The 20,167-nt window shown below is 39.8% G+C and carries 20 protein-coding genes and 4 pseudogenes; 6 read left to right on the top strand and 18 right to left on the bottom strand.

What is annotated here, in order from left to right:
• Positions 1–99: 99 nt before the first annotated feature.
• Entirely contained in the window at positions 100–1,149 is a 1,050-nt protein-coding gene (locus JL57_RS08805) for an alpha/beta fold hydrolase (RefSeq protein WP_034141675.1), read from the bottom strand.
• A 350-nt stretch (positions 1,150–1,499) separates the two neighbouring features.
• Positions 1,500–2,408, bottom strand: a complete 909-nt coding sequence (locus JL57_RS08800) for a transposase (RefSeq protein ID WP_366557002.1) — start codon at positions 2,406–2,408, stop codon at positions 1,500–1,502.
• A 397-nt stretch (positions 2,409–2,805) separates the two neighbouring features.
• On the opposite strand from JL57_RS08800, the pseudogene JL57_RS08795 reads away from it, so the two are divergent.
• Positions 2,806–3,683 (top strand): annotated as a pseudogene (locus JL57_RS08795) (DUF6363 domain-containing protein).
• On the opposite strand, the gene JL57_RS08790 reads toward JL57_RS08795, so the two are convergent.
• A complete protein-coding gene (locus JL57_RS08790; protein ID WP_034141674.1) occupies positions 3,670–4,521 on the bottom strand; it encodes a 4Fe-4S binding protein in 852 nt (283 codons plus the stop codon). The pseudogene JL57_RS08795 and the gene JL57_RS08790 overlap by 14 nt on opposite strands.
• A gap of 462 nt (positions 4,522–4,983) precedes the next feature.
• Here JL57_RS08790 and JL57_RS08785 point away from each other — a divergent pair, with 462 nt between their 5' ends.
• A complete protein-coding gene (locus tag JL57_RS08785; RefSeq protein ID WP_291299870.1) occupies positions 4,984–5,502 on the top strand; it encodes a hypothetical protein in 519 nt (172 codons plus the stop codon).
• A gap of 134 nt (positions 5,503–5,636) precedes the next feature.
• Here JL57_RS08785 and JL57_RS33930 read toward each other — a convergent pair.
• From JL57_RS33930 to JL57_RS08775, 3 genes and pseudogenes are all read right to left on the bottom strand, one after another.
• Positions 5,637–5,801: pseudogene (locus JL57_RS33930) on the bottom strand (DUF3102 domain-containing protein); the annotation flags it as partial.
• A gap of 134 nt (positions 5,802–5,935) precedes the next feature.
• Positions 5,936–6,349, bottom strand: a complete 414-nt coding sequence (locus JL57_RS08780) for a rhomboid family intramembrane serine protease (RefSeq protein WP_291299869.1) — start codon at positions 6,347–6,349, stop codon at positions 5,936–5,938.
• A 47-nt stretch (positions 6,350–6,396) separates the two neighbouring features.
• Positions 6,397–6,636, bottom strand: coding sequence for a hypothetical protein (locus JL57_RS08775; RefSeq protein WP_034141672.1), 240 nt, complete (start codon positions 6,634–6,636; stop codon positions 6,397–6,399).
• Positions 6,637–6,992: 356 nt separating this feature from the next.
• On the opposite strand from JL57_RS08775, the gene JL57_RS08770 reads away from it, so the two are divergent.
• On the top strand, positions 6,993–7,214 hold the full coding sequence (locus tag JL57_RS08770; protein WP_034141671.1) for an ATP-binding protein: 222 nt from the start codon (positions 6,993–6,995) through the stop codon (positions 7,212–7,214).
• 160 nt (positions 7,215–7,374) lie between these two features.
• Here the strand turns inward: JL57_RS08770 and JL57_RS08765 are convergent, their stop codons facing one another.
• Positions 7,375–8,280: an AraC family transcriptional regulator gene (locus JL57_RS08765; RefSeq protein WP_034141670.1), complete on the bottom strand. Its 906-nt coding sequence runs from the start codon at positions 8,278–8,280 to the stop codon at positions 7,375–7,377.
• Between the two features lie 319 nt (positions 8,281–8,599).
• On the opposite strand from JL57_RS08765, the gene JL57_RS08760 reads away from it, so the two are divergent.
• Entirely contained in the window at positions 8,600–9,235 is a 636-nt protein-coding gene (locus tag JL57_RS08760) for a DUF2238 domain-containing protein (RefSeq protein ID WP_034141669.1), read from the top strand.
• A gap of 577 nt (positions 9,236–9,812) precedes the next feature.
• Here the strand turns inward: JL57_RS08760 and JL57_RS08750 are convergent.
• Positions 9,813–10,181 (bottom strand): cell wall-binding repeat-containing protein, encoded by a 369-nt coding sequence (locus JL57_RS08750; protein ID WP_034141667.1) that lies wholly within the window; start codon positions 10,179–10,181, stop codon positions 9,813–9,815.
• A 72-nt stretch (positions 10,182–10,253) separates the two neighbouring features.
• Between JL57_RS08750 and JL57_RS08745 the strand changes: the two are divergent.
• Positions 10,254–10,684 (top strand): annotated as a pseudogene (locus JL57_RS08745) (ABC transporter permease); the annotation flags it as partial.
• Between the two features lie 171 nt (positions 10,685–10,855).
• Here JL57_RS08745 and JL57_RS08740 read toward each other — a convergent pair.
• From JL57_RS08740 to tdh, 6 genes are all read right to left on the bottom strand, one after another.
• Positions 10,856–11,434 (bottom strand): Uma2 family endonuclease, encoded by a 579-nt coding sequence (locus JL57_RS08740; protein ID WP_034141666.1) that lies wholly within the window; start codon positions 11,432–11,434, stop codon positions 10,856–10,858.
• 198 nt (positions 11,435–11,632) lie between these two features.
• Complete coding sequence (locus tag JL57_RS08735) at positions 11,633–11,926, bottom strand: type II toxin-antitoxin system RelE/ParE family toxin (protein WP_045691207.1); 294 nt, start codon at positions 11,924–11,926, stop codon at positions 11,633–11,635.
• Entirely contained in the window at positions 11,923–12,186 is a 264-nt protein-coding gene (locus JL57_RS08730) for a type II toxin-antitoxin system Phd/YefM family antitoxin (protein ID WP_034141665.1), read from the bottom strand. Before JL57_RS08730 ends, JL57_RS08735 begins: the two co-directional genes overlap by 4 nt.
• Positions 12,187–12,329: 143 nt before the next feature.
• Entirely contained in the window at positions 12,330–12,929 is a 600-nt protein-coding gene (locus JL57_RS08725) for a Uma2 family endonuclease (protein WP_291299868.1), read from the bottom strand.
• 108 nt (positions 12,930–13,037) lie between these two features.
• Complete coding sequence (locus JL57_RS08720; RefSeq protein ID WP_034141663.1) at positions 13,038–14,219, bottom strand: glycine C-acetyltransferase; 1,182 nt, start codon at positions 14,217–14,219, stop codon at positions 13,038–13,040.
• Between the two features lie 16 nt (positions 14,220–14,235).
• Positions 14,236–15,267, bottom strand: a complete 1,032-nt coding sequence (gene tdh / locus JL57_RS08715) for an L-threonine 3-dehydrogenase (protein WP_034141683.1) — start codon at positions 15,265–15,267, stop codon at positions 14,236–14,238.
• A gap of 214 nt (positions 15,268–15,481) precedes the next feature.
• On the opposite strand from tdh, the gene JL57_RS08710 reads away from it, so the two are divergent.
• Positions 15,482–15,691 carry a type II toxin-antitoxin system RelE/ParE family toxin gene (locus JL57_RS08710; protein ID WP_291299867.1) on the top strand — a complete coding sequence of 70 codons (210 nt, stop codon included), beginning with the start codon at positions 15,482–15,484 and terminating at the stop codon, positions 15,689–15,691.
• Between the two features lie 669 nt (positions 15,692–16,360).
• On the opposite strand, the gene JL57_RS33925 is transcribed toward JL57_RS08710, so the two are convergent.
• The 4 genes and pseudogenes from JL57_RS33925 to JL57_RS08690 form a co-directional block, all read right to left on the bottom strand.
• Positions 16,361–16,522 (bottom strand): hypothetical protein, encoded by a 162-nt coding sequence (locus JL57_RS33925; RefSeq protein WP_291299866.1) that lies wholly within the window; start codon positions 16,520–16,522, stop codon positions 16,361–16,363.
• A gap of 238 nt (positions 16,523–16,760) precedes the next feature.
• Positions 16,761–17,273, bottom strand: a pseudogene (locus tag JL57_RS08700) (dihydropteroate synthase); the annotation flags it as partial.
• A 57-nt stretch (positions 17,274–17,330) separates the two neighbouring features.
• Complete coding sequence (locus JL57_RS08695) at positions 17,331–18,758, bottom strand: trimethylamine methyltransferase family protein (RefSeq protein WP_034141661.1); 1,428 nt, start codon at positions 18,756–18,758, stop codon at positions 17,331–17,333.
• Positions 18,759–18,848: 90 nt separating this feature from the next.
• Positions 18,849–20,167 (bottom strand): trimethylamine methyltransferase family protein (locus JL57_RS08690; protein ID WP_034141660.1); only part of this gene is annotated, 1,319 nt, incomplete at its 5' end.

Genomic DNA, 20,167 nt, shown 5'->3' with positions numbered 1-20,167 from the left:
CGTACCGCCTAAGGACTGAAATTTACTGGTAACGGTTGAGCTATGAGTCTTGGAAGATCCGGTTTTTCGTGAGATAGTGGCCGATTTATAGGGCGGGTGCTAATATTCTTCTCCAATAAAAAAATGTAAAGAGTTGATGAAGGTGAAAAAGTTCTCTTTTTCTTCAAACTGTGGAAAATGTGCAGAATCATCAAAAACAACAAATTCTTTCGTGGGTGCAATGATGGTGTTAAAGTATTGATTTGCAGTCTTAATTGGGGTTAAATGATCATATTTACCAGTGACAAAATAACAGGGTATCTTTAATTCCGGTACTTCCTGTGGCAGATTGCTTTGTATTATTTCCTTCCATAACCTATGGTCAGAAACAAATAACCCCTTAGCATAGCGAATGGAATCTGATAAATTATACTCGGGATTGAATAGTAGTCCTGTTACCATATCAACCTTTTCATTAATAAGCCGTACTGCTCCACCATATCTCCATACGTATTTTCGCGGAAACTGCTCTAAGTGTTTTATAGTATTCTCTCGATATGCCTCAATGGCGTTAATATCCGATGAATTATTTTGAGCAATAGCCTGCGATAAACAATAGTCCAAGGCTTCTAATTCCCCTACCCAAAAATCCCCCACTTGCCCTATCCCGATATATCCTTTATATTTTTCTGGTGCTTGATAAGCTGCTTTGATACCTACTATCGTTCCAAATGAATGTCCGGCTAAAATTATATCATCTGTTTCAAGCTCTTTACTTACATAATCAGTAAGAGCTAGTAAATCATCGACCAGAAGTTTAATTGACAGATCGGAGTAATCCTCTGAAAACTGATAGGATTTCCCTGCTCCTCGCTGATCATATCGAACTATCGTAAAATTTTGTTCCAACAAATCCTGATATTTTCTCACATAATATATTTCCGGACAACCCGGACCGCCATGAACAAATATGAGAACTGGATTATTCTTATCATTCCCTCGAATCATAACCTCATGTTTGCTACCATTGATCTCAATTTGTTTTAATATACTAATACTGTTCTCATACCCTTTTATGGATGGCGTCCATGTTGGTACAAAAAACCTAATTGCAACGAGCAGAATAAAAATCATTAAAACCTTACTACGTATGGAAATTTTCCTTTTCATAAATAAACCACCAATCAATCTCCGATACATTCTATTTCGCTCTTAATAGCGCCTTGCTAAGAAATTTACAAAGACCCTCTCAAAGTATAGAATACTTAAAACGGCTTTATTATCAAAAGTAAATTTAGATGCAGTAAACATATAACCTTATTTATGTAAGGTTATATGTTTCTCCAGCCTCTTAGAGGGGTATAAAATAGTGGGGTGTTCAGGTCAACTGCCAACTACCCTAAAGGATAGTGGCTTGTAACTAACCAGTAGTTCAAACGATTGATTAATTCTCCTACCTTTTGTCGCTTCAAAAGAAGCGTGTTGTTACATTGCAGGGTGGTTGACAGCACCCTAACTAATTAAGGAACTTGCTTAATTAGCTCTGCGTGAACGTACTCTATTCCGATGTTACGCAGATTAATTGCTCCTATACGATCATCATTGGAAGTATAAGTGCAATTCTTACAAGTGAAACTATGATTCTTTTTGTCTCGATTTGCTTTCTCGGTGTGACCACATAGTGGACATTTTTGACTAGTATATTTAGGGTCTACTGCAATTATCAGTGAACGGTTTAGTTTAGCTTTATACTCAATCATTTGACGTAATTGGTAAAACCCCCAAGATACAAAAACATAACGATTCTTAAGTTGTACTTTTTCTGTGGCGTTCCTTACCCCTGTCAAATCCTCCAACACCAGTAAAGAGTTTTGACCCGCAGAATTAACGAGTGCCTTCGATACTTGATGGTTCACATCAGTCATCCAACGGTTTTCTCGCTGACCGATCAATCTCAATCTCTTTCTTGATGATGGTGTTTGTCTTTGTTGAAGTTCTTTTCGTGATTTAGAATAGTTAGCTCGTTTGTGCTTTATGTGACGACCATGATAAAACTCTGTGTTATTAGAAGAGTCGTAACTTGTGGCTAGAAAATTGATTCCAAGATCAATACCAACTACATTTTTAATATCTTGAATTAAAGAATCCTCTATTTCCTTAGTTGTTGGTATATGCAAGAAAAACTTATCATGTTTAAACACCAACTTGGCTGTTCCAAACTTCCAAGACCCATCAAAGTATTGATCCATCCCCTCTTGTCTGAATGGGACTTTAATACGGCCATTTAAAGTATTGACCGAGAATAAGCCTTTGACTAAGGAATAGTCTCGATTCCAAACTAAGTCATACTCTGGTTTCTTAAAGACAACTTTATTAAGTCCGTGTTTATTTGATTTAGCAGATTTGTATTTAGCCACAACAGTCTTCATTACGCTTTGTGCCATCTGTGATTTTAAGGCATAATCATGTCTTAAAATCTAGTAAGTTAATTTGTGTAATTTGGGTTGAGAAAACTCTTTTGTTAAAAAAACTATGTCCGATACAACATTTAGACTTTTCTTTATAGAAGATAAGGTATCTTGTAATTGCAATATCTGTTCTGTATTTGGGAGTATTTGAATCTTTGCAGTAACTGTGATTTGCATTTCATCACCTCATTTCGTTTCCATTATATATTACTTTCACTAATATTGTACACGATTTAAACTAGTGAGAAAATAATTAAACGCAAAGGAGGTTGGCGATTTTTCCACTACCCTAAAGGGATAGTGGTTTCTCGCCAAACGCATTATGTAAAACGTAGGGCTCGTGCTTGAAGGCGGCGGTATGAGGGGACTCTATACCTGTGGAGTCTTAGAGTATTTTATGGAAAACGATTTATATTTCAATTATGTGATAGGAGTATCCGCCGGAGCATGCAATGCCGCTTCCTATATTTCGAGACAACAGCGGAGAAATGAAAAGGTCATTATCGGATTCATAAAGGACAGGCGTTACATGAGTTTAAGAAATTTGATCTTGAGCAAATCATACTTTGGTATGGATTTTATTTTTGATGAGATTCCCAAAAAGCATGTTATGTTTGACTTTAAGACCTATTACGAATCCCCTGGTATTTTTTTAGTCGGAACAACTGATTGTCAAACTGGTAAACCGCTGTATCTACATAAGGACGATTTAGGTGAGCAATTCCAGGCTTTAAGGGCGTCGGCTTCTCTGCCCATGTTATCGCCGATCGTGAACTATAAGGGTTATGAACTATTAGATGGTGGAATTTCGATGCCATACCGATTAGAAAATCCATTAAAGACGGCAATACCAAAAATATTATCGTTTTAACCAGGAACAAAGGCTATCGAAAGCGTCCTGCTAAATTCAACGCTCTACTTAAACTGAACTATAGAAAGTACCCCCTGCTCATTGAAACCATGCTCAACCGTTATAAAAATTACAATGAAACATTGGATTATATTGAACAACTTGAAAGCGAAGACAAGGTCGTTGTTATAAGACCTTCAAGAGAATTAGAGGTTGGTCGATTAGAAAAAGATCCAAAAAAACTTCGCAGACTGCTTCACCAAGGATACGAGGATACCAAACGTTCCTATGAGAGAATTATGGAATTCGTCAATCAATCAATCAACCAGAGTGTGATGTTTCCGAGACTGCTTGATTATGGCCGACTCATATTCAATTTATCTTAGGAATACTACTTTCACACGGAACTCCTATCTGACATTTTCCACAACCATATCTTGGTTTGCATTTCTCCGCTGTTTTGTTGATGAATTCATGACAAAGTATGTGGTTTTTTCCCTTATCAAGAGATATGGCATTAACCGGACAATTTTTTCCACACGCTCCACACATGGAACAGTTATCATAAATGTTTTCATACATCCTTTTATCAGGAGGCAACTCCAATTCTGTAACGATGCTGCCGAATCTGCCGGCAATCCCTTTTTTGGTTATTAGGCCTTTAGATAGTCCGAATGTCCCAAGACCACATACAAAGGCAACATGTCTTTCAGACCAATTGCTCGTGAATAACAGGTCTGTTCTACTATTATTGTCAGAATTCTGAGTCGGTTTATTATCTCTGGCTTTGGCCCAGAACCTTTCATCCAAAGACGGCGCAAGGCTTTTATATCCGGCATTTATCAATTCTGAGTTCAAATATTGGCAAAGCTTAACAACAAGAGCTTGACCTTCAATCCGTCCATGCAACCATTCTTCTGAAGGCCATGACATATCTCGACTGTTGCCCTTTTTTACTGCCTCGGTAAAGGGTAGAAAAAAGGAGATAACCGTTTTGGGCTGGGGTAACCATTCTTGGGGAGGCATAAAGTGTTGTCCTATTACTAATGGCTCTTTCAATATTTGAAAATACTGATCATCTGCAGCACCAAAAGCAAAAATTGGAGTCTCAAAAATCTTCATACCAACAACCGTCTCTGAAAGCGCAATTTCCTTAGATATAAGATTGCGCTCTGAGTCTTTCACAAACCATGTCGCCATTTTGACAATGTCCTTCTTATCCATAACTACCTCCCGCAAATTAACTTCATTTACACTTATTCGAGAAACCAGTTGGAAATCCTGCCCAAAAAAAGACCGTCAATCTTTCCCTAGGGTGAAGAAAAAGAACCGTTTTCATCGTATTTTCCAGCAACCCAACGCACTTGGCTGAGTTATGAAGCCTTTTACTTATGTTAACAATAGTAAAAAATGGCATTATAATTAAATTATATAACCTTAAAAGGTGGAGTATTGATGTCGGTTCTGTCTGTTTCGGTGGATCTCAACTAAATTATAGTTGCAAAAGGTGTTTGATTAACGGGAAGTATCCCGTTTGTTGTTTTACTCTTTTGAAAAACATACCTAACAGACTGCTTCTATACTTTCAATAATTGGTGCGCGCAATTAGCTCTCGTCAGAATATTAAGCTTAGATATGGATATTCTAAATAAAAACTTAATGTAAAACAAAAAGAGGTTAACAACAATGCCCAAATACTTTATCTATCCTATCTTTACAGTAATTTTCGCAATCATCCTGATAGCAAATGTACCGAGACAAGAAATCCAACGTTTGTCTATTTATGGAATCATTTTTGGTGGAATAATTGATGTTCTGGTTCATAGTTTTGGATATATTACTGGACTATTTTCTTGGATAAATTACGGACCTTTTGGATTCATAGGCGTTCATCTTTTTCCCAGTTTATCGTGGTCAATATTTTTTATTTTGTATTTTTACTTTTTGCCAAAACAAAAGCCACTAAATTATATATTTGCTGTTGTTGGAATCTTTTTTTCCGTATTGTACCATACAATGCTCCTTGATTTGGGTATTTTAAAATCCGCTAGTAGGATTATATTACCCTTATTTGGTTTTACTGTTTGGTTTTCAATAGCCACATGGGGCTTTTATAGATTAAATTGTTTCATAGACCGTAAAACAAGAGAAGTAATTCCAGTTAAATTAAAGCGATACGTGAAGCAATCAGGGGATAATACATAAGAATACTTTACAATTCCCAACACCCTATTGATTTTCATTAACGATAACGGAGGGTATGCTAGTTGGAAAACACACATAATTATATAATCTGCCTGGTTTATGAGTAGCGGATGATGTTCAATGACGATCACTGTTGCGGTCATGCTCTCGACATCATGCTCCGCGATAAACTCATCCCGCTCCTCTTCTGGGATCCCAAGCAGGATGAGCGCCTGGGTGTAGGTCAAATTCGTCACCAGTGACGAATTTGGATTGCCGTCACTGTCGAGGGAAGCAAGCAGTTTCGTCCCATACTCTTCGCAGATGAGCTAGAATTATAAAGTTTATCAATTCCGAGACTCCCACCTCTATAAGTGGGTGTTCCGATTTCCACTTCGGTGGGGTAGACTCCCCCACCGAAGCCCAAATGTTCAGCTTTTGCTGAACGAGTTCACTATGTACGTCTACGTAGAAGACCAAAAGCGGCACCGCAGATTCCTCCTAAAATATGAGATATATGAGCTATTCCATCTTTCGAGCCAACACTTAATATCTCGCCCCCAAGATAAATAATTATCACCAATATGAGGGTGAGTGGGATTTTTCCATTCTTCATGCCTGCAACTGATGATAAGACTATCATCATAAATACAATACCACTTGCACCTAGTAATACAGTACTCGAAAATAAAATAACATGAAATAATCCAGACACCACTGCAGTGATCGCAATCATTATAAAAAAAGATTGAGATTTATATTTTTCCTCAAGTATGGGACCCAACACCAGAAAAAGTACCATATTGCTGGAGTAATGGCTCCAATCCCCATGGCCAAGCACATGACCAAACAATCTGAAGTAAGTCAAAGGATCGGTCCAAGCTGATCGATAGACACCAAATAGCAAATTTGTAGTTAGTCCGTCTGTTTTGGAATATGAAATAGCTCTTTTAAGGAAAAATTCAAGATCCAGGAAGTAATGTAGGCTAATCCTATTCGATAGCCAGCTTTCTTATTAACACACCAAAGGACCAAGCATATAACGGCTATAGCAAAGTATTCCTCACCTAAAACCGTGATACCGATGAACAAGCTATCAAAGAAAGGATTGCGCATTAATTGGATCTTCTCAAGCATTTCTAGCAAGTACTCCACCCTAGTTACCCACCTTTTAACTAAAATTTAGTTAAATTATTCCACATCATTCCTCCATTTCCTTTCAATATTGAACCAACACCAGAAAACTTTTCAAGACCTCAGGATATTACTCATAATTCAACACCTACTTTGCAAGTAGAGCGGAGAAGCTTTTACCAATTCCAGGGACTCTTAGCACTATTAAAGCCGATATTTCCTGCAAATACTCCATAGCCTTACAGGATAACTCAGGCAATCTTTCAATAATATTCCTATTATAATAATAAAAATGAAGGATATTTGGATATTGCTAAAGAATTCTATGGCACGAGGTGATTTCCAAGGGCGGTGATTTTTAAATTGTTAGAACATACATGGAGAATAATCGGGTCGTTTTAGTTGTCCAAGATCAAGGTTGTGGGATTAATGACAGTGACGTTATCAAAGTTGGCACTCCTTTTTTCACGACCAAAGATAATGGCACCGGCTTAGGTCTAGCAACATGTTATAGCATTGTTGCTAGGCATAATGCCATAATTACTTTTAACTCTGCTCCAACAGGGACAACTTTCTATATTAAGTTCGAGATATCCTAACCCCACTAACCCTCTCGTTCAGCACTATTCACGAAACTTGCTCTACATAGAAAATTAGACCCCACATTTGCTTGCGGGGTCTAATTTTCTTATAGAGCCGATGGTCGAAATAGTTTTTTTATTGCATATAAATATAATATTAACCGCTCATTTTTTAAGGTTAATTCACGGTAACAACAGGTCGCGCCTCGATATACCCTCTATAACCCATCGGTGCAAGTTGAAATCTCGGTGCTGCTTCAGGTGCCCAGTTATATCCGTAGATATTAGGGTTGAATTTTTCGATGTGCTGCCAAATTTCGCCGATAGCATCCATAAAGTCATCGTCGTTATAAGGTTCTCCTTGAAAAATCATCATCTTGCAGGGTGGCAACTCAATCAGATCATATCCATCAGGGACAGCATTGTTGTAATTAAGCGGCAGCTCCACACCCTGCACATATTGGGAAGTACCATCTTTAATAAGGTCTTCCGGCAGCCACATTCCAATGGGTTCATAAATTGCTTCTTTAACACTCGAAAGCATAGACCACACATCACAGCTGACTTCTTTGCAGTATGCAAAATACTCTGTTGCTTTGATTCCTCGCTTTAGAAGTACCTTTCTGGCAGGACGTTCAATAATTTGCACAAATACTGTTTTGGTTGCTTTTTTCTCACTCATATTCATTCCTCCATTATGAAATGCTCGGTAGGTATCGAAAACTCTTGCAGGCATAAAAAGTTGTATAGGCGGAGTGTTTTGACTATATCTTTTTGGGGGTAAGCCAAACTCTTTGGAAAAAGCACGAGTGAAGCCTTCGTGAGAGTCAAATACAAAATCCAATGCAACATCTATTATTTTGCGTTCCTCATCGCGAAGAACAAGTGCTGCTCTGGTGAGTCTTAACGCACGAATATAATCAAAGGGTGTTCTTCCAGTTATTTCTTTAAAAATTCTCGCCGAGTGCCATGAAGAATACCCAGCTACATTTGAGAGTTGCTTAAGTGTAATCTCTTCATATATATGGGCCTCAATATAATCCTGCATTTTTTGCACTGCCATCACTGTTTCAACCTGATTCATTTTCTCACCTCCCGTATATAGCATAAATCAAAAGGAGAAGTAATTCTTGACCCAGATTGCTGAGTTCAAACAGAAGATTTGATAAACGGAAGTGCTATCAGGGCGCTCATTAATAATAGCCCGAAGTTCAGAAACATCATGCATCAACTTCAAGTTTATTATATCATTTTTCAAATTGCTTTCGTCCGTCGCCACTTATGTGCTGATTCCTGCTCTTAACTTATTCAACAACTCAATTGACTAGTTATTTATTTGTTGAATTTTTTTCTGTAACTAAACCATGCTAGAAGTAAGAAATCAAAAGATAGGAGAAGCGCAAATGGAAATTTCAAGCTTAAAATCAGTTAGACTGATACACTTTTTCCTTCTAACAAGCTTTGTCGTAATGTTTATATGGTCTGCTTACAAGCCTTACCAATTGGGTACCTGGTTTTTAGAGGTTACTCCGATTGTTTTGGGGACAATTATTATTATTTATACTTATAATAAGTTCCGTCTCACCACCCCAGTTTACCTGCTTCTATGTTTGGGTGCAATAATAGTCCTCATCGGTGGGCATTACACCTATGGCAAAGTACCACTGTTTAACTGGCTAAGGGATTCTTTTCATCTTGGGAGGAATTACTATGATCGGTTTGGCCATTTTGTTGGCGGCTTTGTTTGGGCCCTTACTTTAAGGGAAATCCTGCTGCGAACATCTCCCTTCCGAAAAGGGAAATTGCTCATAACCATTGTTCTCGGATTAGTCCTTGGTGTAAGTGCTCTTTATGAATTAGTTGAGTGGTGCGTGGCTTTAATGTTGGGCGGAGGCGCAGAGGCTTTCCTTGGACTTCAGGGAGATATTTGGGACACACATTGGGACATGTCTCTTGCATTAGCTGGGGCCATAGTTTGCTTGTTAAGTTTATCCTCGACACATAACCGGTTTTTGGTCAATGAAATCGGCATTAAGTAGCGCCTCATGGTGGAATTCGTCCATGTTACACCTCATTGTTTATGAATTTTTTGAATAGCATCTGGGAGTTCCCCATTTGCCTCAAACACTAACCAAGTTGCAGCAGGAAAACCAAGTTCGTCAATTTTTCCCAGTACTGGAACATTGTTGCGCTCTGATACATCTACAAATTACTTCTCGAAAGCATGTTCTGTTAAGTACAAGCAGCAAAGTTAAGTTAAGGAGGTTCGGTAGTTCCATGGAATTAATTCCCATAACCTCTGTTAATTCAAAGCCCTCTTCGATTTCGAAAAGTCGAAAATCCGTATAACTTTCTTGAATATTATACCATTAGACAAATCACTTAAGCCCGAGTCGGCGGCAACTTCTTTATACATCTTCCCTTGTGCTGCCAGCTTGAGTACCTCGGATTGCCGATCATTGAGATCACCCCGTGTTTCCACATTGTTGCTCAGATCCGTCCTGCCATTTTTGAACCTCGGGCTTGCCGGGGTTCAATTTTCTTTATGCTAGTATCAACTAAATACCTTCACAGCAACTACAGCTAGTACTCCTATGCCTACGGCTCCAAGTATTATTATGACTTCCTGCCTATTGGGATTGCGTAATACAGGATCATAATATTTTTTCTACGGCATATTATTCCCTCCAAATAATGTCCAATCAACTGTCCAAGCTGCTGCTCAATGTCTTTACTGACTACAGCCTCTCCTCCGAATATGGTCGCTCCAGTCAGTTTTTTGGCGTTGAGATAATTCATGACCTGATCGGATAAGCTCCCATCCGCCAGAATTATCGGGGCATTGTGATTAGCCGCATAGACACTTCCGGCCAGGGCATCTGGGAAGTTGTTGCCTGTGGCTATACAGACATTTTGCCCGGATAAATTGAAGTATTGGGCTACGGCAAGGGAGGTTGCATAGCGGTCTGCTCCAGCAATCCTCACAATATTCGCTCTGTCTAACGAAGTGATCTGAGCTACTTGACTTTCAACGGTTGTGCTGATGACCCCTTCTCTGGACTGCGCTTAAGGGCTTGCGGAGAGCATCCACATGCCGCGGATTCTGTAGGTATCAATGTCTATAAAATGCGCTGCGCAGGCGTGCTCATTTCAGGTGCCTTGGCCGGCCTTGGAGGACTGGTGTTCGTGGTGCCGACATCGACAAATTTTAATCAGACCGTATCCGGTTATGGATTTTTAGCTCTTGCCGTTATGATCTTCGGCCAATGGAAACCGCTTCGTGTTCTGTTGCCGCATTTTTCTTCGGACTTATGAAGACCATTGCCTCCACCTATTCGGTTATCCCCTTTCTGGCAACGGCAGCGATCCCCAGTGATGTCTACAAGATGATACCGTTTATTGCCACACTGATTGTACTGGCCTTTAGCTCCAAATCCTCCCAGGCGCCTCGAGCGGTGGCTATCCCCTACGACAAAGGAAGCAGATAGCATATTCATAAAAGCAAAGGATCTTTTCCTATCATTTCCAGGAAAAGATCCTTTGTACATATAAATCCTCTGCCCATTGGCTTAGTATTAGACCTTCTTTCCATCACATTTTATCGCTCTATGCCAATAGCTCTGCTGCTCTTCATTTTTGTTTATATATACGCTCTTTTCTTAAATAGAAGGAAACACCGCACTCAAATCTACAGTTAAATCTGGAAATATTGAAACAGTTATTTTTTCCTCTTCTGTGTATATTTCTGGCCTACCATACCTACCGTTGCTTTGCAATAAGAATACACTTACAAGCTTTCCTTCTGGCTCTACAATCCAGTATTCTACAACTCCAGCTTTTTCATACTGATTAAACTTGGTAACCCTGTCATGTTTTATCGAAGATGGAGAAATAATTTCAATTATCAAGTCGGGTATACCTTTACAGCCTTGTTTATCAATTTTAGATTTGTCACATACAATGGTAATGTCAGGCTCAAAAACTTTCTTAATGTCTTCATCTCTCTTTTCGTCACCCATAGTTAACCTAACAGAGAATGGTGCTGCATAAACTTTACAAGGTTTTCCCTTTAAGTAGACTGAAATCTGAGTAGATAAATTCATTGATATCTCCTGATGCTCTGGTGAAGGGGTTGCATGCATATAGGGAACACCATCAATAATTTCTACTCTTTCATCTTCAGGCCATGCTAGGTAGTCTGCATACGTGTATTGTCTTTCTTCTTGGGGTACTGGCATAATAACACTCTCCTTTATTCAAGGTAACTTTCTTCTGCATGTAGTTACAAAACTCTATCATAATCATTAACTGACTCACTCGCCACGGAAGCTTACATTTGGGTTTTCCGGTTTATCTTATCTAACAGACATTTATCAATTGGACGATATCATTATACCATAAAAAGGTAAATATTTCCGTATGTGAGAAGACCAGAACTACACACGGCTGTCGGCATATTTTACTACGATAAATACATTACGCCCCAAAAGTAACAAAACTACCATATAATTATCAACCATCAATCTTCTTATCCCTTGAAATGCAAGACTCGCGTCGCGCAGCAATGAATATCTGGTGGGCATTTGGTCCAGGCTCATTACTGCTTCTTTAATAGTTTGTACAAGCTTTTTAGCAATGGAAGGCTCCTTTAGTTCATTAGCAACGTATGATGCAATGCCTTTCAAGTCCTCCGTAGCAGTATGTGTCATGAAAACGCTATACTTTTTCATTCTCTTATAGCACTTTCAACTTGTTTGAATACATCCTCAGCCGATAAAACTCTATTGTTCCTAATATCATCAATGCCTTCATTAAGCAGTTTACAAAGTTCAAACTTGCCCACAATACGCTCAAAGGTTTCTATACTCATCACCGCCAAATCCCCTTGACCATTTTTTGTGATATAGACAGGTTCAGAATATTTGTGGCAGAAATCAGAGATTTCATTATATTTATTTCTCAGGTCTGAACTAGGTCTAATTAACGGCATAATCCTTAGCCTCCCGCCTTATTATATCAATATATTGATACACCATCAACTGTTCTTATTCTAAATAAGTGTAGTCTAACTGTGAAGAAACAAAAAAGCAGCTAATCTTCGTGTAAAGATTAGCTGCTTTTACTCATCAGAAATCATCGAAAAACGGATTCCAAGGGTATCGTGAGATCTTGGAATAATTTCACTGGTATCACATCCGGCACTGAGTAGACCGTGGGTTTTCCATACTGGCTGTTATGAAGTAGAAATACCATGACTGTTTCATCTAGGGGGTAGACGACCCAATACTCTTTAACCCCAGAACTTTCATAGAGGGCAAGCTTTACCCCCATGTCCTTTTTAAATGTTGAAGGGGATAGTATTTCAATAATCATGTCCGGTGCTCCTAAACATCCACGATTATCAATTTTCTGCGGATCACATACCACCGAAATATCTGGTTGAACAACCTTATCAATCCCTGAATCAGGTATCTCAGTTTCAGCTAGACGGACATCAAACGGAGCCATATAAGCTCTACATTTATTTCCTTTAAGCCAATTTGCCAAAACGCGAAACAATTCTCCTAATATTTCTTGATGTTTTGGTGTAGGGGCGGGAGTCATATTGTAGGGAACTCCGTCAATCAGTTCCCACCGCTCGTCTTCCGGCCAGGTCAAATAGTCCGCGTAGCTGTAATGGGCTGACAACTCTTTAGGAGAAGGTGACATATAGACACATCCTTGTTTTTCCATATTATAACACATTCCTGACATGAATATCACTTAGGCCTCTAAAATGTCGAGTAGCCTTTACCATGACGAGATTGATTATTTACTTGCCATGCCTAAACCATTCATGAACTAGAGATTCATATCTTCCTTTACTTGCTTGAAACAAGTAACCGCAAAGTCCAAATCTTCTTTACTATGGCCAGCCGAGACCTGGAGTCTGATTCTGGCCTTTCCCTGAGGAACGACAGGATAAGAAAAAGCGATTACATAAACTCCCTTTTCCAGCATCCGTCGAGCAAATTCTGATGCTATTTTAGCATCGTACAGCATAATAGGCACAATAGGATGAGTTCCTGGCAGCACATCTAAACCAGTCTCGGCAATTTGTTCTCTAAAATATTGAGTATTTTCATGCACTTTATCCCGATATACAGTAGAATCGCTTAACATATCCAGTGTTTTGATGGATGCTGCAGCAATGGAAGGTGCCAAAGTATTGGAAAAAAGATAAGGCCTGCTTCTCTGCCGAAGAAGCTGGATTATTTCCTTTTTACCACTGGTATATCCTCCGGACGCACCACCCAACGCTTTACCCAAGGTGCCAGTAATAATATCCACACGGTCCATCACTCCACAATACTCGTGTGAACCCCGTCCCTTTTCTCCCATAAATCCAACAGCATGGCTATCATCAACCATAACCAGCGCATCATATTCCTCAGCTAAATCACAAATACCGGATAAATTAGCAATATATCCATCCATAGAGAAGACACCATCGGTAGCAATCAGTTTAATTCTGGCATTACCCGCCTCGATTAGCTTGGCCCTTAAATCTGCCATGTCATTGTTCTTGTATCTCAAACGCTTTGCTTTGGATAAACGAACTCCATCGATAATGCTAGCATGGTTAAGTTCGTCGCTGATAACAGCATCTTCTGCTCCTAATAAAGTTTCAAATAAGCCACCGTTGGCATCAAAACAAGAGGAATATAAAATGGTGTCCTCCATCCCCAAAAAATCGCTGACCGCGCTCTCTAAGTTTTTATGCACTTCTTGAGTACCGCAAATAAAACGAACGGAGGAAAGACCGAAACCCCACGTATCTATACCCTCTTTTGCCGCAGAAATTAAGTCCGGATTGTTAGATAATCCTAAATAATTGTTAGCACACATATTAAGTACTTGTTTTTTGTCTTGAGTATCTATTCTGCTACTTTGTGGTGTGGTAATGATCCGCTCTTCCTTATAAGTACCTGCTTCATTTATAGTTTCAATTTCTTGCTTTATATACTTAACAGCTGTTTTCATGATTTCCCTCCACCAACTAGATTTTAGACCAATCCAAAACAACCTTACCCGACATTCCAGAATTCATGGCTTCAAATCCTTTTTCATAATCTCGAAAATCAAATCTATGGGTTATAATACCGGAAATATCCAAACCACTTTGCAACATAGTGGTCATTTTATACCAGGTCTCAAACATTTCACGACCATAAATTCCTTTAATCGTTAAACAGCCAAAAACAACCTTATCCCAATCGATGATCGTGTTTGGTTGCTGAATACCCAGCATGGCAATCTTTCCTCCATGATACATACTCTTGACCATTTCTGCAAAAGCCTGGGGATTTCCAGACATTTCCAACCCTACATCAAACCCTTCCTTCATCCCCAATTGCTGCATAACCTCTGATAAGGTTACGTCTTTCGTATTTACCACCATAGTAGCACCCATTTTTTTGGCTAACTGTAACCGATAGTCATTAATATCAGTCACGACAACGTGGCGGGCACCAACATGCTTACAAATAGCTGCCGCCATAATGCCAATGGGACCAGCACCCGTGATCAAAACATCTTCCCCTATTAAGTCAAAGGATAGGGCCGTATGCACCGCATTTCCCAGTGGGTCAAAGCACGAGAGTATATCATCCTCAAGATCCGGACTACACCGCCAAACATTGGTGGCAGGTATTGCTAAATATTCCGCGAAGGCACCATCGCGGTTGACTCCCACACCTTTTGTGTTTTTACACAAATGCCTTTTACCCGCCAGGCAATTACGGCAGGCTCCGCAAACCAAATGACCTTCACCGGATACTCGCTCCCCAATTTCTAAGCCCAGGACATTATCCCCAATATCTGCGATCTCCCCCACAAATTCATGTCCAATAGTTATGGGTACGGGTATGGTCTTTTGGGACCAAGAATCCCAATTATATATGTGAACATCAGTACCGCAAATGGAGGTTTTCTTAATTTTTACTAAAACATCGTTATGTCCAATTTGTGGAACAGGAACCTTCTCCAGCCATAATCCTTTTTCAGCTTTGCTCTTGACCAAGGCGAACATTTCTTTATTATTCAATCTCTTCGCACCCTTTCGTTTATTTACAATAGGTAAAAGAACCATTACGTTCTCATCTCAGCGTTCAGTTTGTCCCTCCTCCTGCTTATTTAATACGTTGATAAAATCATACCACTAATTCAACCCTTTCAGTCGTAATTCTCTCGAATATTATACCAGTAAGCCTTGGAAGCACGGATCTGCACAAGTTGAATAGTTAATGTATGAAAATATAAAAGTGTCCATAAGCAAGCTGGCGGACTTTCCACTCATGGGTACGATTCCGTTGGACAGGAAGGTCGCTGAACAGGACTATCGCATGATCGTTGTTGATCCCTATCTAGTGTTCTACATCCTGGTTATGGAGGATAGTACCGTGGAAGTTCATCGTGTGCTTCACTACAAACAGGATTCCCCCCGTATCCTCTAAATTTGAGCCAGTAATTTATACCTTTCGTGTTATGGACAAACTCCGACCTTTACAGTCACTTTAGCAAATTATAATGGCTATCCAATGCTGGATAGCCATTATAATTTGCTGCCATTTCCAATTTGTTTTCCCTTCGAGGGTGTCGTAAATAACGACCCCCTCTTCGATGACTAGTATCGTAGGAGGAAGAAGAACTGGATGTTGAATCACTTCATGATAGGTCGTGAGATTTTCGACGAGGAGGATAGCTGTATCGCCGTTTTTGATATAACTCGCACCTTTCTTTTTCGCCGAATATCTTGTTTTTCCTTCCTTGAATGCCAAATCTTTCAAAAACTAGATTTTACAATACTTCCTAGCGAAATTGACGATCTATCATTTCTTAGAAATACAATCGACACCTTTGCTCTATTTCTAAACGAAGGTAAAGCGTGCGATATATTCAATAACCCATCAGAACTTAAGCCATTATAAAACTGTCGAAGATAGCTTTTATATATCCGCCTGCATAATTCCCGACCATTGAGCCGAATCCAAGTGAAAGATTCAGCAGACCAAACAGTTTGGCGGTTTTTTCCGGAGGCAGCTGCAACCAATCCTTCGGTCAGTGTAAATACTGTTTTGGCATCATGTTCGTATTAATTACCGGTTTGTACTAATATTAACGGCTCAAGTAGACTCAACTGTAGTCTCATTGACTTCCTTTGTAACATGAACTGAAGTAGATACCATCTCTCTCAACTTACACGCTGCTTTGCCCAAATCCCCGATAAGAACGCCTATTTCATCTTTACCACCTTGAGCATCAATAGCTAAATTACCTTTCCGCAAAAGCTTCGGCGACAACCATTCCTTTGGCAATCGATTGCTTAATCGAACGGATTATTAAAATAGCTAATAAAATACTAATAAGTAATTGAAATTGCTAATAAAACTAAAGAATGAGTAAATCCTGGGTCGAGGTTTGTATTGGAACAAGGTAAGAGGCAAGGTTTTTTACAATCCTTTTCATGAATGCCCTTTGACATCATTTGGAGACAGACCTTACTAATATTTTTGTTTTAGATCTCGAACTGTTTGTTGAGATTGGTTGAACTAGAGGATCTACATAAATATTATCCAGCGGCACATTGTTCTGGACGAGCCCATTTATAAGTTTGTCAGCAATTTTTAAGCGGTCATCCATGGTTTCAGGCATTCCATCATCGCTCATACAAAGTGCAACAACTTTTAAATCTGTGCCAGCAACGAGAGGAATCAACGCCTCATAGCGCGCCTTTTCCAGGGAGATAGAGTTAATCATCGCAATTCCTTTGTGCACTGACAAGGCTTCTTTTATGGCTTTTGGATCGGGGCTGTCAATGCAGCAAGGGCAATCTACGGCTTCCTGAACAGTATTGACCAGCCATCTCAGGTATTCTGGTTCCTTACCCACAAAGATACCAACGTTAACATCAATATAATTCGCCCCAGCGTCGAATTCGTCCTTAGCCACCTTTTGAATATAAGCTGCATCTTGGGCTTTGATAGCCCCTCCAATGGTCTTACGGCTTGCGTTAATTAATTCTCCTACAATTATCATAACTATTACCCTATTTTTTAGATAGTTACGGGTCTAAACCAATTCATACGTAGATATTCAAGTCAAACTTTCAATTAATTGACTATCATAACCACATTCAAGTAGATACTCAACTAACTTTCCCTGTACTTCTGTGGACAGTTCAGGCTTGCAATAACTCGCTAGAAGCTTGTCTTTCTTAGTCTTAATATTATCCATTAGCTTATCGGAAGGATCGCCGGTTACCGCCCCCCTTAAGCTGATATCAGGTAGAAATGGTTCTTTCCTAAAATGTTTCATGGTATGGTCCGAGGTCAAAAACTGCCCCGCTATGCCTATCTCTGTAATCTCATCGACTGCGAGAGTTTCGGTATTGACTTTCACACCGTTAACATAACGTTTAACCATTCCGATGATTTCTAAGTCAGCTATAAATTTCTCATAGCACATGGAGTTATAACTATCCATGATACCCGAACTTTGGAAAATAAGATTTGTTTTTGCTGAGTAGCTAGCTAGTAAGGTTAACATGCTTTCGTACCCCGCTTGCACAGACAAGGTCTTTGCATCAGTCAGGGTACCTCCGCCCCGGCAGGGAAGCCCATAGGACTTCGCCAAACGAGCAGCATATTGATAGGCTAGGGCTCCTTCAGGTGAACCTATTGCAATACTTCCTGTCTTCATGTCGGAGGTGGTTGACTGGGAACCGTAAATTACAGGCGTACCTTTGTTTATCATTTGAGCGACAGCAATACCTGCCAGTACCTCCGCATTGGCCAATGCAATTGTACCTGCAAGGGTCATCGGCGCTGTTGTCCCGGCCATTGAAGCGGCGGCAATGACTACAGGTTGCTTGTATTTATTGAACACCATCATTGTGTCCAACATGTTTGTATCAAACTGAAGCGGTGTATTTGTATTAACAATCGTCAGACATCTTGGCTTTTCCGCCAGAGAGATCTTACCACCAAACACTATTCCTAACATGTCCATCAATTGTTCGACTTCTTCAGCTGTGCCTGTACCTGTTATGATAACCTTATCGGAATAGACCATTGTTGCATAAAGCATCATAGCAATCGTTGACCGACCGATATCTGTAGGCTGAACGACGATGCCACCATTTACCTTGTAATAGCTTGACTGGTGATAAAGTTTTAGAAAATTTATGTAATCACTCATCAAAGCTGCATGTTTTGTTCCATCAACTTCGCATACGAAGGAGGAGCCTGACCCTGGGCAAACTTCAACGTGGTCACCCCCAACTACAAAATCATAGTTCGGATTTCTGGCATGCATCTTAAAATGAGTCGGGGCCTTACTGACCCAATCAATAACCTGTGCGCGAGTAAAGAAGGCAGTCTGTCCTTCAATACGGATCCTATTTTGTCGCATAATTTCTAATACTTTAGGATGATGAAACCTCATGCCTGTTTGTTCCAAAACAGCCATTGATGCTTCATGGATTTTCCTCAGATCATCGTCCATTTCGTCCAATTCAATCATGTGAGAACCCTCCAGTCCATTTATTAGGTGCAAATCACTAACCTTATATTCTATAGCGCAAGATAGGAACCTCCTAACAATGTGCCAGTGTTATTCTAATTTTGCTGACCATTTTTCAAGTTCCATGAGAATAGTTTTATCTAGTTGAGGCACTAGATGGCTCTCCATAATATTACTTATCTTTTCTTTCACTTTTCCCTTAACTTGAGATTGGTTATTGTTCTGCATATTCCGGCTAAATAAACTTGGATACCAAACTTTTTTAAAATTACTCAGAGTATGCAGGTTCGTTAGAAAATGTCCTCCAGGCCCTACTTCCATTATCACATCTAAGGCAAGTTCCTCCGTATTCACCTGAACACCTTGTATATAGTGTTTTAATCCTTCAATGATCTCATCAGCCAATACAACTAATTCTGGTGAGACGCTGTTACAGTGATCCATTACTCCAACATCATGGACAATATTGGCTTTACTAAGCATTGTAGAGAAAAGTTCCATGGTCGTTTCTGCTACTGCCTGTTCATCAAGCACTTTAGCATCTGTGCATCCTGCGGTTCCAAAGAAGGGTATACCATAATACGCTGCCAAATCGGAAGACGCTGCGACTAACAGATGAAATTCTGGTGCTCCATAACTGCCAATTGTTGAGCGCATGTCAAAAACTGAAGGCATAGAACCATAGATAAATGGAGTTCCTTCAGAAACCAACTGGGTAATAACCAAACCAGTTAATACATCGGCATTACACTGAGCTAGAGTCCCTGCAAAGCTCATGGGAGACGTTCCGCCCATCATACAATAGGGCATATATACCATCGGAATACGATTTTCTGCGCAAATATAGAGCTTTTCCGTACTCTCCTTGGGATGAGCAAGGGGTGGAATTGGATCACAAAGGTAAAAAATAAACGGCCTTTCTTGAAGGTTTTTTAATCCATCAGCCACAATAGCAGCGATCTCGATGATATCGTTCAAGGCTTCAATATTATTGGTAGAAAAATTAATGGTTTTACTGAAATGCTTAACTGTCTCCAAGAACGTGATTTGAGACTGTACTTTAGGTCTCATATCCGATGACATACCCACTGACAAAATAAAGTGAATGTTCGGTAGGTAGTCGGCCAATTTGCACATCATTGCAGTGTCTTGTCTGAGGAATTTCCGAACGTTTCCCGACAACGGATCAACGAGTTCCAATTGATCCGCATGGGTGCCAAAGTAAACTGGATTTACATTGTTAATCTTCATAGAAGGTTCACCATCACGTGTATAAAGCACCAGTTCCTTGGGGACACTTTTCAAGGCTCTTTCCACAAGACCCCTAGGAATTGTGGTCAGCCCATCGCTGGTCGTTAGAGCGCCGTTGTCTTGTAGAAGCTTAAGAGCCCTTGCCCCCTCAATTTTCA

This window comes from Desulfosporosinus sp. BICA1-9, assembly GCF_000802135.1.
The sequence above is the reverse complement of the archived record's forward strand: the minus strand, read 5'-3'. Positions and strand labels throughout refer to the sequence as shown.

Coding starts and splice junctions, on each gene's coding strand:
- JL57_RS08800 (WP_366557002.1), bottom strand. CDS start 2,408: ATGAAGACTGTTGTGGCTAAATACAAATCTGCTAAATCAAATAAACAC.
- JL57_RS08735 (WP_045691207.1), bottom strand. CDS start 11,926: ATGAAAAAGTATAGCGTTTTCATGACACATACTGCTACGGAGGACTTG.
- JL57_RS08725 (WP_291299868.1), bottom strand. CDS start 12,929: ATGGAAAAACAAGGATGTGTCTATATGTCACCTTCTCCTAAAGAGTTG.
- JL57_RS08765 (WP_034141670.1), bottom strand. CDS start 8,280: ATGAATCAGGTTGAAACAGTGATGGCAGTGCAAAAAATGCAGGATTAT.
- JL57_RS08805 (WP_034141675.1), bottom strand. CDS start 1,149: ATGAAAAGGAAAATTTCCATACGTAGTAAGGTTTTAATGATTTTTATT.
- JL57_RS08760 (WP_034141669.1), top strand. CDS start 8,600: ATGGAAATTTCAAGCTTAAAATCAGTTAGACTGATACACTTTTTCCTT.
- JL57_RS08730 (WP_034141665.1), bottom strand. CDS start 12,186: ATGCCGTTAATTAGACCTAGTTCAGACCTGAGAAATAAATATAATGAA.
- JL57_RS08790 (WP_034141674.1), bottom strand. CDS start 4,521: ATGGATAAGAAGGACATTGTCAAAATGGCGACATGGTTTGTGAAAGAC.
- tdh (WP_034141683.1), bottom strand. CDS start 15,267: ATGTTCGCCTTGGTCAAGAGCAAAGCTGAAAAAGGATTATGGCTGGAG.
- JL57_RS08785 (WP_291299870.1), top strand. CDS start 4,984: ATGCCCAAATACTTTATCTATCCTATCTTTACAGTAATTTTCGCAATC.
- JL57_RS08740 (WP_034141666.1), bottom strand. CDS start 11,434: ATGCCAGTACCCCAAGAAGAAAGACAATACACGTATGCAGACTACCTA.
- JL57_RS08720 (WP_034141663.1), bottom strand. CDS start 14,219: ATGAAAACAGCTGTTAAGTATATAAAGCAAGAAATTGAAACTATAAAT.
- JL57_RS08770 (WP_034141671.1), top strand. CDS start 6,993: ATGGAGAATAATCGGGTCGTTTTAGTTGTCCAAGATCAAGGTTGTGGG.
- JL57_RS08710 (WP_291299867.1), top strand. CDS start 15,482: ATGTATGAAAATATAAAAGTGTCCATAAGCAAGCTGGCGGACTTTCCA.
- JL57_RS08695 (WP_034141661.1), bottom strand. CDS start 18,758: ATGATTGAATTGGACGAAATGGACGATGATCTGAGGAAAATCCATGAA.